The organism is Shinella sp. GW835-FHT14H05, from assembly GCF_058793575.1.
The window spans coordinates 328,329-344,374 of the sequence record NZ_JBXAFY010000007.1; the positions used below are offsets into that span (position 1 = coordinate 328,329).

A 16,046-nucleotide genomic window follows, 5' to 3' on the forward strand; every position below is an offset into this window, starting at 1 on the left:
TCATGCGTGCCAATTACCGGATGCAGCGCCTTTTCGTCGGCGACGCCCTCGTTTCAGGCCATGCCATCGAGGCGTCGAAGGAGCATTTTCACTATCTGAGCAACGTGCTGCGCATGACGGACGGCGATGCCGTGCTGCTGTTCAACGGGCGCGACGGCGAATGGCAGGCGACGCTTTCGCTGCCGACGCGCAAGCGCCTGCTGCTAACCCCGGTCGAGCAGACCCGCCTGCAGCCGACGCCGTCCGACCTGCACTATCTTTTTGCGCCGCTGAAGGTGGGCCGGCTGGATTATCTCGTGCAGAAGGCCGTGGAAATGGGCGCCGGCGTGCTCCAGCCCGTCATGACCCAGCATGTGCAGGGCAAGATCACCAGCATCGAGCGGCTGGAAGCCAATGCGATCGAGGCGGCGGAACAATGCGGTATCCTCGCGATCCCCACTGTCGCCGCGCCGCGCAAGCTCGACGACCTTCTCGCCAACTGGCCGCGCGAGCGCCGCATCATCTTCTGCGACGAGGGCCATGGCAGCCAGAACCCGCTGCCCGCGCTGCAGGCGATCGAGGAACGCAAGCTCGCCTTGCTGGTCGGCCCGGAGGGCGGATTTTCCGATGAGGAGCGCGCGCTCCTGCGCAGCCTCGATTTCGTGACGGCCATTCCGCTCGGCCCCCGCATCCTGCGTGCCGACACTGCGGCCGTCGCGGCGATGGCCGTCATCCAGGCCGCGATCGGCAACTGGAGCTAAATTCGGCCAAAAAGTCGAATGGGTTTTTTTGAATCTGCCTTGAAAGGAATTCGCTTGCACCGCATCTAATTCCGGTCCAAGCACCCTCCTACGCCCAGCGGCTCCGCCGGGCGCATCCATTCAGAAGAAGACGCCCATGGCCCGTGATACCACCGACCAGACGCCGGTCCGCACCGTTCAAGACCTGGCGGAATACCTCGCCGACGGCAACAAGCCGAAGGAGAAGTTCCGCATCGGCACCGAGCATGAGAAATTCGTCTTCTTTACGGCCGACAACAGTCCCGTGCCCTATTTCGGCGAGGCCAGCATTTCGGCGCTTCTGAACGGCATGCAGGCCAAGACCGGCTGGGAGCCGATCGTGGATGCCGGCAACATCATCGGCCTTGCCGAACCCACCGGCATGGGCGCGATCTCGCTGGAGCCCGGCGGCCAGTTCGAGCTGTCCGGCGCGCCGCTGGAGAACCTGCACCAGACCTGCAAGGAATCGAACCAGCATCTGGCGACGCTCCGCGAAATCGCCGAGCCGCTCGGCATCCGCTTCCTCGGCATGGGCGGTAGCCCGAAATGGACGGCGGCCGAGACGCCGCGCATGCCCAAAAGCCGCTACGACATCATGACCCGCTACATGCCGAAGGTCGGCAGCCAGGGTCTCGACATGATGTACCGCACCTGTACCATCCAGGTGAACCTCGACTTCTCCTCCGAAGTCGACATGCGCCGCAAGATGCAGGTGTCGCTGAAGCTGCAGTCGATGGCGACCGCCCTCTTCGCATCCTCGCCCTTCACCGAAGGCAAGCCGAACGGCCTGCTCTCCTGGCGCGGCGATATCTGGCGCGACACGGACAACAACCGCGCCGGCCTCATCCCCTTCGCCTTCAAGCCGGATTTCGGCTTTATCGATTACGTGGAGTGGGCGCTCGACGTGCCGATGTATTTCGTCGTGCGCGACGGCAAGTACCACGACTGCACGCATATCACCTTCCGCCAGTTCATGGCCGGCGCGCTGAAGGGCGAGCTTGCCGACTGGGAGCCGAACCTTGGCGACTGGACGAACCATCTCTCCACGCTCTTCCCGGATGTGCGCCTGAAGCGCTTCCTTGAAATGCGCGGCGCCGACGGCGGCCCGTGGCGGCGCATCTGTGCGCTGCCCGCCTTCTGGGTCGGCCTGCTCTATGACGACGGCGCGCTCGATGCCGCCGAGGCGCTCACCCGCGACTGGACGGTCGACGAAGTCCAGGCGCTGCGCGATGCGGTGCCGGCGCAGGGCCTCCGGGCCGATTTCCGCGGCAAGCCGCTGCTCGACGTCGCGCGCGAAGTCGTGTCGATTTCTCGTCAGGGTCTGAAGGCCCGCGCCCGCCTCAACGGCGACGGCGTCGACGAGACGATCTTCCTCGCGCCGCTCGACGAGGTGCTGGCGAAGAAGGCGACGCTCGCGGAAGACATGCTGGCGCTCTACAACGGCCGCTGGAACGGCTCCGTCGAGCCGGTCTTCACCGACTACCAGTACTGAGCCCTGCGCCCTGAAAAAGCGGTTTGCGCGGCCGAAATTCCCGTTATAGTGCAGGGACATGCCTGCTAACGGGAAGGGGTCCGCCCATGCTTTCGCTCTACGACATGATGATGCAGGCGCAGAACGGCAATGCCGTGGAGATCATGGCGCGGCAGTTCGGACTGGCGCAGGAGCAGGCGGCGAAAGCCGTCGCCGCGCTGATGCCGGCCTTTTCCGAAGGGTTCAAGCGCAACGCCGCCAATCCCTACGATCTCGCCGCCTTCATGCAGGCGGTGACCTCTGGCGAGCACGCCAAATATTTCGAGGATGTCAGCAAGGCCTTCACGCCGCAGGGTATGGCCGAGGGCAACGGCATTCTCGGCCACCTCTTCGGCAACAAGGACGTGTCGCGCGCCATCGCCGCGCAGGCCGCGCAGATGACCGGCATCGGCCAGGAAATCTACAAGCAGATGCTGCCCGTGATGGCGAGCACGCTGATGGGCGGCATCTTCAAGCAGTCCTTCGCGCCCTTCATGCCCGGCGGCACGACGCAGGCCAATCCCTTTGCCGATATGATGCAGCAATGGGCGGAGGCGACGGGCTTCGCCAAGAAGCCGACGCCGGCCAACCCCTTCGACAATCCCTTCACCCAGGCCGCGCAGGAATTCTTCGGCGGCGGCCCGAAGAAGGACGCGCCGGCCGCCAACCCCTTCACCGACAATCCTTTCGCCAAGGCGCTCCAGGACATGATGGCGAACATGGGCGGCCAGCAGGCGGCGACCGCCAAGCCGAGCGAACCGGCCGCCTCGCCGGCGGATTCGCTGACGAGCTTCGTCAACACGATGTTCGATGCCGGCCTCGACATGCAGAAGGATTACCAGCGCAACATCGAGTCGATCTTCGAGACCATGCGCAACGGCATGGACACGGACGGCGGCAAGAAGCCCTGACATTTCGGCGGTAAAATTGAAAAAGCCCGACGCGGACCTTGGGAGTCGCACGCCGGGCAAGCGGCAGGGTTATTGGCTCTCACCCTGCGGGGAAGTGCGGCGCCGTCCCGGGAGCGGGGACGACACCAAGGGAAATCAATCCATGCGGCCATTGCGCAGGTGACGGCGGGCGCGCTCGCGCGCCGCGATCGTCAGGTAGAGGCCGGCATCGGAGAAGAACGAGGAGGTCATGACCTCCCGGACGTCGCTGCGGCGCAGCCCCATGTCGAGGAGCTGGTGGTCGTCGAGTTCGCTCAACCGGTTGATCACGCGGCGATTCTGCCAGGCGCGAGCAAAGCTGTAGGCGGCATTGCGGACACGGACGAGGACGCTCGGGGCCTGACGGCGCGTTGCGAGAATATCGATTTCCAGTCTGCGGTCGATCATGCGCATGGCATTTCTCCTTTCCGGCTCGGCGATCCATCGTCCTTCAATGGGGTTTCGCACGGCGCCTGTGATCGTTCACCGCCAGCAGGGGCCGGGCGGCGGTTCAAATATCCGGTTTCAAGAAGAGCCCTTTGCCGGGAGGTCGTGGCGAAAGCGGCAGATCCTGCCAAGCGACTGATCGGCTACGGCGTCAATCGTTCAACAATTGCTTTTTCGCAGAAAGCCATTGATCAGTCCAACGAATGTTTCTAATAGTATCAATCAAACAATCTTATGGGTGTATCCATGTCCGCTCCCTTAGACATCGACCAGCTCCAGACCTTCGTCGCGATTGCCGATACCGGAAGCTTCACCCGCGCCGCCGAGCGGGTCTTCAAGACGCAGTCGGCCGTGTCCATGCAGATGCGGCGCCTGGAAGAGCGCATCGGCAAGCAGCTCTTCATGAAGGACGGCCGCGGCAACCGGCTGACCGCGGAAGGCGACCGGCTGCTCAACTTCGCGCGCCGCATGCTGCGCCTCAACAACGAGGCCATTGCCGCCTTCGACGACAACCGCCTGGAAGGCATGCTGCGCATCGGCACGCCGGACGACTATGCCGACCGCTACATGCCCGAAATCATCATGCGGTTTGCTAAGACGCATCCGAATGTCGAGCTCTACATCGTCTGCGAACCCTCGGTGGACCTTGCGGAAAAGATGGCCAAGGGCGAGCTCGACATCGCGCTCGTCACCCACAATCCGCGCCAGCGCCAGTCGGACGTGGTGCGCACCGAGCCGCTCTGCTGGGTCATGTCGGCCAACCATCCGCTGCCTGAAAACGCGCCGGTGCCGCTCGCGGTCGGCCGGCGGGACTGCCAGTGGCGGCAGATCGCCTGCGCGGCGCTCGATTCCGTCGGGCGCGACTACCAGGTCCTGTTCACCAGCTGGTCGTCGACCGTCGTCGCCGCCGCCGTCATGGCGGGCATGGCGGTCTCCGTACTGCCGGAATCGGCGCTGCGCCCCGGCATGAAGGTGCTGACGCAGGCGGACGGTTTTCCGCCGCTCGCCCCCGTGCAGATCGGCATCATGCGGCGGCCGGGCCTCTCGCCTTCGCTCTCCAATGCCATCACCAGCCACATCACGGCCTGTCTCGATAACATCACGCCGCTTTCGGCCGCAGACGACCTGCCGGAAGCCGAAGTGAAGGTGTTTCCGCGCATGCCGCGGGCGCGGCAGGGTAATATCCTGCCCGGATGGTGACCCAGCTTCCCCTCGACGGCATTCCCGCTGGCAAAGCCGGGCCGTCGAAGGTGACGATCCGGCTTGCCCGCGCAGACGAGGTCGAGACGCTCCGGCAGATCGAACGTTCCGCCGCGCAGGCTTTCAAGCTGATCGAGGCCTTCTCGTGGCTCGCCGTCGGCGAGGTGCAAAGCGCCGAGCGTCACGAGGCGATGATCGCGCAGGGAACGAACTTCGTGGCCGCGGCCGACGGCGACTATCCCGTCGGTTTTCTGAGCGCGGAGGTGGCCGATGGCGAGCTGCATATCGAAGAGATTTCCGTCGACCACCTGCACCAAGGTTTCGGCATCGGCCGCAAGCTGATCCGGCGCGCCATCGACGAGGCCGCCGCGCGCGGGCTGGCCGCCGTAACGCTCACCACCTTCCGCACCATCCCCTGGAACTGCCCCTATTACGAGCGGCTCGGTTTCCGCACGCTGGACGAGGCCGATCTTTCGCCGCGCCTCGACAACTTGCTCGCCCTGGAGGCCGAAAACGGGCTGGCGCGCGACACGCGCTGCGCCATGCGGCTCACCATCAACGAATAAACCCCAAGAAAAAGCCCCGGTGCGTTGCCTCACCGGGGCTGCCGTTCCTCACCATGCGCGAGCGATCAGTCGTAGGTGGCTTCCTTGCCATCGAAATAGATGGTGCTGGCCTCGCAGATGTTGATCGTCGTCTCGTCACCCTTGATGCTGGAGCCGTCCTCGGCTTCCCAGGTCACGTAGAATTCGATGTCGCAGGGGCCGTCGTAGTTGAACTCCATGTTCGCCGTCTCGTTGGCGCTGAGCTTGAAGTTCATCCAGTTGGCGCTCCATTCGCCGCCCTCGCCGGTGTAGAAACCGTCGATGATGTAGCCGGAGTCGTTCTTGATATCGAATTTCATGCCGGCGGCGAAGGCGACCGGCGCAGAGATGAACAGCGCCGCCGCTGCAAGCGCGGCGATCGATTTGGTAGCGATAAACTTCACGGGAATGATCCTGTTCGAGTGATGATGAAATCGCTGACTTGATGCCGCAATCTTTTGCTGGCCGCATGCGCGCGATGGTTCTGTTGCCCCTAAAGAAACGGGGCCTGGCTCGCTAGAGCCTGGCCCCGTTTTCTCAAACGGATCAGTTATTTGCTTTATTCGAGGCGAGCAACCGTCAGGCGAGATTCTTCTTCAGGAAGTCCACGGTGCGCTGCCAGGCGAGGTCGGCCGCCGCCTTGTCGTAGCGGGCGGCGGAGGTGTCGTTGTTGAAGGCGTGGTTGACGCCGTCATACATGTGGATCTCGAAGGTCTTGCCACCCGCTTCCAGCGCCGCGCGATAGGCGTCGATGCCAGCATTGATGCGCTCGTCGAGCCCGGCATAGTGCATCATCATCGCCGCCTTGATGGCCGGCACGTCTTCGGCCGGCGGCTGCGCGCCGTAATAGGCGACACCGGCTTTCAGCTCTGGCGACTTGGTGGCAAAGCGATTGACGAGGCCGCCACCCCAGCAGAAGCCGATGGCGCCGACATTGCCGCTGGCGCCCTCGAGCTCGGCGAGGAATTTGAGGCTCGCCTCGGCATTGGCTACCGTCACGGCCGGATCGAGCTTGCCGATCATCTCGCGCGCGGTGTCCTCGTTGTCCGGCGTGCCGCCCGACGGCGACAGGAAATCCGGGGCGAGCGCGATGAACCCTTCGAGCGCCATGCGGCGCGCGACATCGCGGGTATGGGCGTTGAGGCCACGGTTCTCGTGGATGACGATGACGCTGCCGAGCGGGCTTGTCGCCTCCGTCGGGCGCACGACATAGCCCTTCATCTCGCCACTGCTGCCGCCATAGACGACATCCTTGGCGGTGAGGCGCTGGTCGTCCGCGGCGATCATCTCGGCGCTGGCCGAATTGGCCGCAAGCAGCGGCGCGATAGCCGCGGCCGCGGCACCCGAGCCCGCAAGCGCCGTCAGGCGTTCCATGAAGCGGCGGCGGTCGAGCGTCAGGTGGGTATATTCGTCATAGGCATTGATCATTGCCTGCGTGATCTTCGGCTTGTCCATGGCGGATCCTCCGGTTGACTTTTCGGAAGATAAGATAGGCCGCCGAGGCGCTGCCGCGGAACACAACTGCGTTACCGTAAGGTCAGGTCAAGGCGAGCCAGGTGGCAAGCCAGATCCACAGCAGGCCGACGACCGCGAGGCCCGCGATGAACAGCGGCCGGCGGTAACGGATGCGGTTGCTGGTGACATGCACATAGGCATGCGCATAGCGCAGCGCCACGAACAGCCAGCCGCCCGCCACCGTCACCGGATTGTCGGCATCGACCAGGTAGAGCAGGATACTGACCGCATAGAACAGCACGGGCAGCTCGAACTGGTTGGCGAGGCAATTCTTGACAATGAGGCTTTCGGCCGGCTCCTCGCGGTTCTCGCGGAACTGGGCGACGCTGGCGCGCCCGTCCTTGACGGCGCTAACGCGGCGGAGCGAGAGCAGCAAATAGAGGCAGAAGACGAGCGCGACATGCGCGATCATCGGCCAGATCGTGGCTTCCGTGGGAGACATGAGGATCCTTCGGCTTGTCGTTGCGACCGATGCATAGGGGTTTCCGGCCGAAGCCTCAACCGGAAAGGGCCATTCCGACAAGCCGAAGGGGAAAGCGTGTTATTGCGGGGTCAGGACTTCCGTGCCGGAGCCGTCCTGTCCGCTGATCGTCCAGGCGCCGTGCAGCGACCCGTCGCCCTGGACGTTATAGACGATGAGGCCGACGGCATCGCCGAGCACGTAGCCGGCAGCGAAGGCGTCACCGTAGAGCATGCAGATGCCGTTCGAGGTGGTCGAGCCGGTATGCCATTCGATCGAGCAGGTCGTTTCGCTCGTCAGCTCGATCGTCGCCGTTCCGTTATAGGCGGAGCCGTCGAGGTTGGTGCCTTCCACATTGTAGGTGCCGGCATTGACCGTCTGCGCGTGTGCAGGCGCGACCAGCGCAAGGCCCAGAAGGGCGCCAGCCAGTATCTTCTTCATGATGTCCCCCAGATGAAGCCGGCGAGATTGCCGGTGCCCGATCCTAGCAGGAATCACAAGTCCGTGAAGACGGAAATGCCCGGCAAGGCCGGGCATTTTCAGGCTTATCAGCAGATGCCGAACAATCAGACGGCGCCCGGATAATTCGGGCTTTCGCGGGTGATCGTCACGTCATGGGCGTGGCTTTCGCGAAGGCCAGCGCCGGAGATGCGCACGAAGGTCGCCTTCTCCTGGTAGTCCTTGATGTCGTGGCCGCCGACATAGCCCATCGAGGCCTTGAGGCCGCCGGCGAGCTGGTGCAGCACGCCCGAAACCGGACCCTTGTAAGGCACCTGGCCTTCGATGCCTTCCGGCACCAGCTTCAGCGTGTCGCGCACTTCCGCCTGGAAGTAGCGGTCTGCCGAGCCGCGCGCCATGGCGCCGACGGAGCCCATGCCGCGATAGGCCTTGAAGGAGCGGCCCTGGTAAAGGAACACTTCGCCCGGGCTTTCATCCGTGCCGGCAAGCAGCGAGCCGATCATGACGGCCGAGGAGCCGGCGGCGATGGCCTTCGCGAGGTCGCCGGAGAACTTGATGCCGCCGTCGGCGATGACCGGAATGTCCTGGGCATGCGCCGCCTCGACCGAGGCCATGATGGCGGCGAGCTGCGGCACGCCGACGCCGGCGACGATGCGGGTGGTGCAGATCGAGCCCGGGCCGATGCCGACCTTGACGGCGTCGGCACCCGCATCGATCAGCGCCTTGGTGCCGCTCGACGTCGCGACGTTGCCGGCCATGATGCGCACCGAGTTCGACAGTTTCTTCACGCGGCCGACGGCGTCGAGGACGCGCTGCGAATGGCCGTGCGCGGTGTCCACCACGATGAGGTCGACACCGGCATCGATGAGGCGCTCGGCACGTTCGAAACCGTCGTCGCCGACGGAGATGGCGGCGGCGGCGCGCAGGCGCCCCTGTGCATCCTTCGAGGCATTGGGGTTGAGCTGCGACTTCTCGATGTCCTTGACCGTGATGAGGCCGACGCAGCGGCCGTCGCCGTCGACGACCAGCAGCTTCTCGATGCGGTGCGAGTGCAGCAGGCGCTTGGCTTCCTGCTGGTCGACGCTTTCCTTCACCGTGATGAGGTTCTCACGGGTCATCAGTTCGTAGATCTTCTGGTTCGGATCGGAGGCGAAGCGCACGTCGCGGTTCGTCAGGATGCCGACGAGGCGGCCGGCCTTGCCGTTGCCGCCGTTTTCGACGACCGGGATGCCGGAAATGCCATGCGCCTTCATCAGCGACAGCGCGTCGGCGAGCGTGGCGTCGGGGCCGATCGTCACCGGATTGACGACCATGCCGCTTTCGAACTTCTTGACCTGGCGGACTTCCTCGGCCTGTTCGGCGGGCGTCAGGTTGCGGTGGATGACGCCGAGACCGCCGGCCTGCGCCATGGCGATGGCGAGACGGCTTTCCGTCACCGTGTCCATGGCGGAAGAGAGGATCGGCAGGTTGAGCTCGAAATCGTGGGCGATGCGGGTCGCGATGTTCGTCTGGCCCGGCATGACCTCGGAGTGACCGGGCTGCAGGAGAACGTCGTCAAAGGTGAGAGCTTCGAGACCGGTTGCGGTTTCTATGATGCGCGCCATGGGCCAAGTTCCTTTAAGGGTAAAGCTTACGCACCAAGGGGAACATTGGGAGTTGTCCGCCTCGGTCGCTTGCAAGAAATTCTTGGAAGTTGGCGAGGGCTGGTAACACGTTCATGACGGGTTGGGAATAGCAAAAGCGGCCCCGCGGCCCGCATTGCCGCGTTGACGATTTTTTAGCCGTGCCTGCTGGCGTTCTTTTAAATCTTCGCATGTATAACCGTTTTCGTGGCCAGGACAGAAAGGCCAACAGCAAGAAACAACCAGAGAAAACGGGGAATAACAATGTCTGCACTGAAGAAGAGAGCACGCGCACTCGAAGACGAATTCGCCTACCAGCAGGAATTTCAGTTCAAGGCTCAGGCCCGCCGCAATGCTCTCATCGGCCTGTGGGCCGCCAATACCATGCGCCGTCCCGATGGTGAGCAATATGCCCGCGAACTGGCCGTGGCCGATGTCGCAACACCCGACGGCGCCTTCAACCGTATTCGCGCAGACTTGCGCTCGGCGGGCGTCAACTGTCCTGACGAAGAATTGCGCGACCGCATGGTCGTGATGCTGAAGGATGTGGCCCGCGAGATGCGCGGCGGCTACTGACCGGTTTTTTGACGAAACGGCCCGCCCATGATGAGGCGGGCCGTTTTGATTCAAAAGCAATTCCAGCAAAAGTGTGAAGCGGTTTTGCGTTCGGAATTGCGAGAAATAAATCAGATATCGAACTGGTAGCTAACGGGCACGAAGCGATAGCCCTCGCCGGCCTTCTCGACGAAACCGGCGGCCGGGAACGGCATGTGGTAGCCGATGAAGGCGAGCTTGTCGGTGGCGATCATGTCGAAGACCTTTTTGCGGGTTGCCGCCGCCTGTGCCTTGTCCATGTCGAAACGCACTTCCCAGTCCGGCCGCTGGAGCGACAGCACGTAGTGGTTCGCCGTGTCGGCCGTCAGGATGATCGCTCTGCCCTCCGATTCGACGCGGAAGATCATGTGGCCCGGCGAATGGCCGAAGGCATCGAGGCCTGTGATGCCGGGCACGACCTGGCCTTCGTTCTCGATGAAGGTGAGCTTTTCGGCGAGCGGCTGCACCTTGGCGAGCACGCCCTGGTGACCCTGTTCGGCCGGCGTGCCCATGCGCTCGGGATTGACCCAGAAATCATATTCCGTGCGGCCGGCGACATAACGCGCATTCGGGAAGGCCGGCTTGCCGCCCTCCATCAGCCCGCCGATATGGTCGCCATGCATGTGGGTGATCACCACGACGGAGACCTGGTCCGGCGTGTAGCCGGCATATTTCAACCCTTCGAGCAGGCGCCCCATGCCGGCCTCCCGGCCGCCCTCGCCCATGCCCGTATCGAACAGCACGACCTCGCTGCCGGTATCGACCAGCGTCGGCGCGAAGCTGTTGACGAAGCGGTCGGCCGGCAGGAAATTCTCCGCCAGCAGCGCACCCACGGCATCGGCCGACTGGTTGATGCCGAAGGTTTCGTTCGGCGCGCCGGAGGGGCGCATGCCGTCGCGCACGACGAGCACGCGGAAGCTGCCGAGCTTGAAGCTGCGTGTTTCGAGGGGGCTTACTCTCATATCGGTGGCGTCCGTGTCGGATTGGGCGAAGGCTGTTGCGCGGTTGAGAAGCAACGGTGCGGCCAATGTGCTGACGCCGGCGGCCAGAAACAAGGAGCGGCGCGAAATTGTCGAAGTGTCTCCCATGGAGTGTCCTCTTTTTGTGAAAAGCTGTTCGTGAAAAATCTGCATGGCCGGTTGTAGGGCACGGCATCGGCATGAAGATGACATGCGTCCACCTAGGGCGCTGTCACGATCCGGGCACGCCCCATCACGGCCTTGTGAAGCGAGCGATTTGACAGACGGCAACAAGGGGCGCAGAAGACGGGCGGGCCTGCACGAAGGCCTCAAACCCGATTGCCTGATGAACCGTATCGTCCCCCTCATCCTCGCCGTCGCGCTCTTCATGGAGCAGATGGACTCCACCGTCATCTCCACGTCGCTGCCGGCGATCGCCGCGGACCTGGGGGTGGGACCGATCACGCTCAAGCTCGCGCTCACCTCCTACATGGTGTCGCTCGCGACCTTCATTCCCTTGAGCGGCTGGATGGCCGATCGCTTCGGCGCCAAGCGTATCTTCCGCCTGGCGATCCTCGTCTTCGTCGGCGGCTCCATCCTCTGTGCCGTGGCCGACAGCCTCGTCGCCTTCGTCGTCTCGCGCTTCCTGCAGGGCATGGGCGGCGCGATGATGACGCCGGTTGCCCGCCTCGTTCTGGTGCGCAGCACGTCGCGCTCCGAGCTCGTCTCGGCGATGGCGCTGCTCACCATTCCGGCCCTCGTCGGCCCGCTTGCCGGCCCGCCGCTCGGCGGCTTCATCACCACCTATTTCTCCTGGCACTGGATCTTTCTGATCAACGTGCCGGTGGGCATCGTCGGCTATATCCTTTCCGGCATCTACCTGCCGGAAATCCGCGCCGCAGCACCCCCGCCGCTCGACTGGCTCGGCTTCTTCCTCAGCGCCGTCGCCGCCTCCGGCACGATGTTCGGCCTTTCGGTCGTCAGTCTCCCGGCATTGCCACCGATCATCGGCATCGTCTCGACGCTGGTCGGCCTGCTGTGCGGCGTGCTCTATGTGCGGCACGCGCGGCGCCATCCCGCCCCGTTGCTCGACCTCAAACTCTTCCGCGACAGCGCGTTTCGCGCGGCCTCCGTCGGCGGCACGCTGTTTCGCATCTCCGTCGGCGCGGTGCCCTTCCTCATGCCGCTGATGTTGCAGGTCGGTTTCGGCCTGTCGCCGTTCCAGTCCGGCCTCGTCACCTTCACCGGCGCCGTCGGCGCGCTCACCACGAAGTTCCTCGCCAAGCGCGTGCTGACCTTCGCCGGCTTCCGCACGACCCTGATCATCGCCTGCCTCTGCGGCACGGCGCTGACCTTCGTCAACGGCCTCTTCACCCCCGCAACGCCCTTCTGGTTCATGGCGCTGGTGCTGCTCGTCGCCGGCTTTGCGCGCTCCTTCTTCTTCACCAGCGTGAATGCGCTCTCCTTCGCCGACATCCCGGACGAGGACGCCAGCAAGGCAACCTCGATGAGTGCGGTGCTTCAGCAGATCAGCCTTGCCATGGGCGTCGCGGTGGCCGGCGCGATTCTCGAAATCGAGACCTCGCTTACCGGCTCGGCGCTGGAGCTGCGCGATTTCCAGATCGCCTTCATGGTGATATCGGCGATCACGCTCACTGCCGTCATCCCCTTCATCGCCATGGCCAAGAACGCCGGCGCCACGGTCTCCGGCCATCGGCTGGAGGCAGAGGAAACGGCGGCGGTGAAGTAGCTTATTCCGGCTGTTCGCAGACGGCGGCGAGCTTGTTGCCGTCGTGGTCGCGGATGAAGGCCGCGTAGAAATTCGCATGGAACGGGCGCAGGCCCGGCGCACCCTCATCGGTGCCGCCCTGTGCAAGGGCCGCGGCATGGAAGGCATCGACTGCCGCGCGGGTCGGGGCGACGAGCGCGATGGTCACGCCATTGCCGAAGGTCGCCGGTTCGCGGTTGAACGGCTCCACGACCCAGAAGCGGGCGCGCACGTCCTCGTCGGCTGCGTAGCCGATCTCGTCCGCCCCCTCCTTCTGCCGGCGATAACCGATGAGCGGCAGGATGGCGTCATAGAAGCGGCCGGCGCGTTGCAGGTCGTTCGTGCCGACGGTGGTATAGAGCAGCATCAGGCGTCTTCTTCCGTCGCCGCCGCCTCGTCGTCCCTTGCCTTGCGGCCCTTGAACCCCTTGGCGAGCAGGAACATTTCCACCGATTCGGCGCGCGAAGCGCCGGGCTTCACATGGATGACCTGCTTGAAATTCTGCTTCAGCAGGTTGAGCAGGTCGCGCTCCGTGCCGCCCTGGAAGGTCTTCGCCAGGAAGTGCCCGCCCTCGGCCAGCACCTCGATTGCGAAATGGGCTGCGACCTCGCAGAGATGCATAGTGCGGATATGGTCTGTCTGGCGATGACCGGTGGTCGGCGCCGCCATGTCCGAGATCACCAGGTTCGGCGTGCCGCCGACCGCCTCGATCAGCTTTTCCGGCGCATCGGGCTCCAGAAAGTCCATCTGGAGGATGCGCACGCCCGGAAGCGGGTCCATCTCCAGAAAATCGATCGCCGCAACACGCGGGTCGGCATCGGTGGAATCCGTCACCTTGGCGGCGATCTGCGACCAGCTTCCGGGCGCCGCACCAAGGTCGATGATGCGCCGGGCGCCGGCGAGGATATGGTGCTTCTCGTCGATTTCAAGCAGCTTGAAGGCCGCGCGCGCGCGATAGCCTTCCAGCTTGGCGCGCTGCACATAGGGATCGTTGATATGGCGCTCGATCCAGCGGCGGGACGACGCCTTGAGCTTGCCCTTCTTGACCTTCTGGCCGAGCTTGCGGCCGATCGGGGGCTTGGTCATGACGCCTGTCCTTCGGGCTTTGCCGGGTTGCGGGGGCCGCCGCGATGATTGCGGCGGTGGCGGCCGCGGCGCCAGACGCCGTCATCGGCCATCATGTCGGTGAGCAGGCCTTCGCGCAGGCCGCGGTCGGCGACGCGCATGCGGCGCGATGGCCAGCGCTTGCGGATCGCTTCCAGAATGGCGCAGCCGGCGAGCACGAGATCCGCCCGGTCCGGGCCGATACAGGGATTGGCCGCGCGGGCGGAAAAATCCCACGAGAGCAGCCGTGCCTGCATGGCGGTCACTTCGTCGTCGGACAGCCAAACGCCATCCACCCGGCGGCGATCGTAGCGCGGCAGGTCGAGATGCACGCCGGCCAGCGTCGTGACCGTGCCGGACGTGCCGATGAGGTGGAAATCCTCGGGTGCCGCGCGCGCGACATCGCCCGGGCAATCGAAATTCGCCAGCATGCCCTCGACTTCCGAGACCATGCCCGCAAAACTCTCGGGCGTCACGTCGCGCCCGCCATGGCGTTCGGAAAGCGTGACGACGCCGACCGGCAGCGAGGTCCAGTGCGTGATGTGGTTGGCAAGCCGGCTGGAACGGTTGTCGCCGATGCGGATGACCGCGATTTCGGAAGACCCGCCGCCGATGTCAAACAGCACGACCGACTTCGCCTCCCGCCCGACGAGCGAGGAGCAACCGGAGACGGCCAGCCGCGCTTCGGTCTCGCGGTTGATGATTTCGAGATCGAGGCCGGTCTCCTCCAGCACCCGCTCCAGAAACGCTTCGCCGTTCACCGCCGCCCGGCAGGCTTCGGTGGCGATGAGGCGCGCGCGGCGGATGTTGCGGTTCTTCAGTTTCGCGGCGCAGATCTTCAGCGCCTCGACGGAGCGGTCCATCGCCTCGTCGGAAAGCTGGCCGCTCGCAGCCAGGCCCTCGCCGAGCCGCACGATGCGCGAAAAGGCATCGACGACGCGGAACTGGCCGGGCCGGGTCGGCTGGGCGATGAGCAGGCGGCAATTGTTGGTGCCGAGGTCGAGTGCCGCATAAAGCGGCGCATCGTAAACGTCGCGATCGGCCGGCCGGTGGGCCGCCGAATCGCGCCGCGGTTCCGGCATGTGGAAGGCCGGCCGCTCTCCGTTGGCCTGCTCGACGGCCGGGTGCTGCGCGACGGCCGCCTCGGCGACGAGCGGCACGGCGCGCGGCGCCTTCTTGCCACGGTTCTTGCGGCGATTGCGGCGGCCTTCGGCCGTGCCCTGATCGGGAAGTTCCCGCTGGCCGACGGGCGCGAGCGGGCGCACGTTTTCGCTGCCGGCAGTTTTACTGCGTCGACGGCGCTTGTTCCTGCGCGTGGAATCACCGGCCTCATTGGCCTTGGGGCGCTCAGCCGATCCGGACACACCGGTCGCCTGGCCTGCGGACAGGGAAACGGCAGAGGGACTTGTTGCGCCCTTCTGTTTTCCCTTGCGACGGCGCGACCGCTTCGGACGCCCCGTATCTTCCGCATCTCGCGCCCCGGAAACGGACGGCTTCACGCCGCTGTCGGGGTCGTTCACGTTGCTGCCTATGGCGCCGCGCAAAGCTCATAAAGCTGCAAGCAGGCGCTCTCTCGATCTTCGTTGGCGCGACATTACCAGCGCCCGGCCCGTTCGCCAAATTCTTTTTATGACGGACCGACGACACCTGCAGCCGAGAACACGCCCGAGAAAGCCCGACGACGATTTTCCCAAAAAAACCATTTGCATCTCCCCGCCTTTTGTTTATAAGCCCGCCTCACAGGCGCCGGCTCAGCCGGAACCGTTGCTGGGGAATAGTTCAACGGTAGAACGACGGACTCTGACTCCGTTAATCTTGGTTCGAATCCAGGTTCCCCAGCCAATCTCTTCTTAACTCACTGAAATCGCTCAAATGCCTCACGCTAACGTCGGCGGATGCAGGCTTTTTGCTACAATCCGCTGCTACAAAACCACCATACGGTGGCTGGCGGCACCCTTGGCAATATCGAACGTCGTCCGCCGTGGCGGATCTTATCATTTCCGGCGCGTCGTTCCTGCCGAGCTTCGTCACCGGATCGGCAGGCGAGAACTCGTTCGTAGTGACCTGAGACCCATCGTCCCTCCAATTTTCAGGAGAGTCTTGGGTTTTCAATCTGACCTTATGCGGCCTGTTTTTC

The 16,046-nt window shown here is 64.4% G+C and carries 18 protein-coding genes and 1 tRNA gene; 9 read left to right on the plus strand and 10 right to left on the minus strand.

From position 1 onward, the window contains the following. The first annotated feature begins 2 nt into the window (after positions 1 to 2). The 3 genes from AC1Q6Z_RS22110 (at position 3) to AC1Q6Z_RS22120 (ending at position 3,179) form a co-directional block, all read left to right on the plus strand. Positions 3 to 740, plus strand: coding sequence for a 16S rRNA (uracil(1498)-N(3))-methyltransferase (locus AC1Q6Z_RS22110; RefSeq protein WP_492649287.1), 738 nt, complete (start codon positions 3 to 5; stop codon positions 738 to 740). 136 nt (positions 741 to 876) lie between these two features. After that, on the plus strand, positions 877 to 2,250 hold the full coding sequence (locus tag AC1Q6Z_RS22115) for a glutamate--cysteine ligase (protein ID WP_492649288.1): 1,374 nt from the start codon (positions 877 to 879) through the stop codon (positions 2,248 to 2,250). Positions 2,251 to 2,336: 86 nt separating this feature from the next. After that, entirely contained in the window at positions 2,337 to 3,179 is an 843-nt protein-coding gene (locus AC1Q6Z_RS22120) for a DUF937 domain-containing protein (protein WP_492649289.1), read from the plus strand. Positions 3,180 to 3,314: 135 nt separating this feature from the next. On the opposite strand, the gene AC1Q6Z_RS22125 is transcribed toward AC1Q6Z_RS22120, so the two are convergent. Next, entirely contained in the window at positions 3,315 to 3,611 is a 297-nt protein-coding gene (locus tag AC1Q6Z_RS22125; protein WP_256118462.1) for a DUF1127 domain-containing protein, read from the minus strand. Between the two features lie 279 nt (positions 3,612 to 3,890). On the opposite strand from AC1Q6Z_RS22125, the gene AC1Q6Z_RS22130 reads away from it, so the two are divergent. Beyond that, a complete protein-coding gene (locus AC1Q6Z_RS22130; protein WP_256118460.1) occupies positions 3,891 to 4,844 on the plus strand; it encodes a LysR substrate-binding domain-containing protein in 954 nt (317 codons plus the stop codon). Next, on the plus strand, positions 4,838 to 5,410 hold the full coding sequence (locus AC1Q6Z_RS22135; protein ID WP_492649290.1) for a GNAT family N-acetyltransferase: 573 nt from the start codon (positions 4,838 to 4,840) through the stop codon (positions 5,408 to 5,410). Before AC1Q6Z_RS22130 ends, AC1Q6Z_RS22135 begins: the two co-directional genes overlap by 7 nt. Before the next feature lie 65 nt (positions 5,411 to 5,475). Here AC1Q6Z_RS22135 and AC1Q6Z_RS22140 read toward each other — a convergent pair whose 3' ends face one another. From AC1Q6Z_RS22140 to guaB, 5 genes are all read right to left on the minus strand, one after another. Next, positions 5,476 to 5,832 carry a hypothetical protein gene (locus AC1Q6Z_RS22140; RefSeq protein ID WP_435268608.1) on the minus strand — a complete coding sequence of 119 codons (357 nt, stop codon included), beginning with the start codon at positions 5,830 to 5,832 and terminating at the stop codon, positions 5,476 to 5,478. 175 nt (positions 5,833 to 6,007) lie between these two features. After that, positions 6,008 to 6,883 carry a dienelactone hydrolase family protein gene (locus AC1Q6Z_RS22145; protein ID WP_492649291.1) on the minus strand — a complete coding sequence of 292 codons (876 nt, stop codon included), beginning with the start codon at positions 6,881 to 6,883 and terminating at the stop codon, positions 6,008 to 6,010. A gap of 82 nt (positions 6,884 to 6,965) precedes the next feature. Beyond that, entirely contained in the window at positions 6,966 to 7,385 is a 420-nt protein-coding gene (locus tag AC1Q6Z_RS22150; RefSeq protein ID WP_492649292.1) for an MAPEG family protein, read from the minus strand. Between the two features lie 99 nt (positions 7,386 to 7,484). Beyond that, positions 7,485 to 7,844, minus strand: coding sequence for a hypothetical protein (locus tag AC1Q6Z_RS22155; RefSeq protein WP_305111764.1), 360 nt, complete (start codon positions 7,842 to 7,844; stop codon positions 7,485 to 7,487). 125 nt (positions 7,845 to 7,969) lie between these two features. Next, positions 7,970 to 9,466 carry an IMP dehydrogenase gene (gene guaB / locus AC1Q6Z_RS22160; protein WP_256118455.1) on the minus strand — a complete coding sequence of 499 codons (1,497 nt, stop codon included), beginning with the start codon at positions 9,464 to 9,466 and terminating at the stop codon, positions 7,970 to 7,972. A 282-nt stretch (positions 9,467 to 9,748) separates the two neighbouring features. Between guaB and AC1Q6Z_RS22165 the strand changes: the two genes are divergently transcribed. After that, on the plus strand, positions 9,749 to 10,060 hold the full coding sequence (locus AC1Q6Z_RS22165) for a DUF1476 domain-containing protein (RefSeq protein WP_492649293.1): 312 nt from the start codon (positions 9,749 to 9,751) through the stop codon (positions 10,058 to 10,060). Positions 10,061 to 10,170: 110 nt separating this feature from the next. Here AC1Q6Z_RS22165 and AC1Q6Z_RS22170 read toward each other — a convergent pair whose 3' ends face one another. Beyond that, entirely contained in the window at positions 10,171 to 11,166 is a 996-nt protein-coding gene (locus AC1Q6Z_RS22170) for an MBL fold metallo-hydrolase (protein ID WP_492649294.1), read from the minus strand. A 217-nt stretch (positions 11,167 to 11,383) separates the two neighbouring features. Here AC1Q6Z_RS22170 and AC1Q6Z_RS22175 point away from each other — a divergent pair, with 217 nt between their 5' ends. Further along, the gene (locus AC1Q6Z_RS22175) at positions 11,384 to 12,787 is read left to right on the plus strand and encodes a DHA2 family efflux MFS transporter permease subunit (RefSeq protein ID WP_256118452.1); all 1,404 of its coding nucleotides are present in this window, start codon (positions 11,384 to 11,386) and stop codon (positions 12,785 to 12,787) included. Position 12,788: 1 nt separating this feature from the next. Here AC1Q6Z_RS22175 and AC1Q6Z_RS22180 read toward each other — a convergent pair whose 3' ends face one another. Genes AC1Q6Z_RS22180 through AC1Q6Z_RS22190 form a run of 3 tightly spaced genes read right to left on the minus strand, consistent with a single transcriptional unit; the run spans position 12,789 to position 15,429 of the window. Next, positions 12,789 to 13,172, minus strand: a complete 384-nt coding sequence (locus tag AC1Q6Z_RS22180) for a VOC family protein (RefSeq protein ID WP_492649295.1) — start codon at positions 13,170 to 13,172, stop codon at positions 12,789 to 12,791. Continuing rightward, entirely contained in the window at positions 13,172 to 13,891 is a 720-nt protein-coding gene (locus tag AC1Q6Z_RS22185) for an RlmE family RNA methyltransferase (protein ID WP_435268599.1), read from the minus strand. Before AC1Q6Z_RS22185 ends, AC1Q6Z_RS22180 begins: the two co-directional genes overlap by 1 nt. Next, a complete protein-coding gene (locus AC1Q6Z_RS22190; RefSeq protein ID WP_492649296.1) occupies positions 13,888 to 15,429 on the minus strand; it encodes a Ppx/GppA phosphatase family protein in 1,542 nt (513 codons plus the stop codon). The genes AC1Q6Z_RS22185 and AC1Q6Z_RS22190 overlap by 4 nt, the downstream gene beginning before the upstream one ends. Before the next feature lie 248 nt (positions 15,430 to 15,677). Between AC1Q6Z_RS22190 and AC1Q6Z_RS22195 the strand changes: the two genes are divergently transcribed. After that, positions 15,678 to 15,751 (plus strand) — tRNA-Gln (locus AC1Q6Z_RS22195). Positions 15,752 to 15,781: 30 nt separating this feature from the next. Further along, positions 15,782 to 16,046 (plus strand): DUF6538 domain-containing protein (locus AC1Q6Z_RS22200; RefSeq protein ID WP_492649297.1); only part of this gene is annotated, 265 nt, incomplete at its 3' end.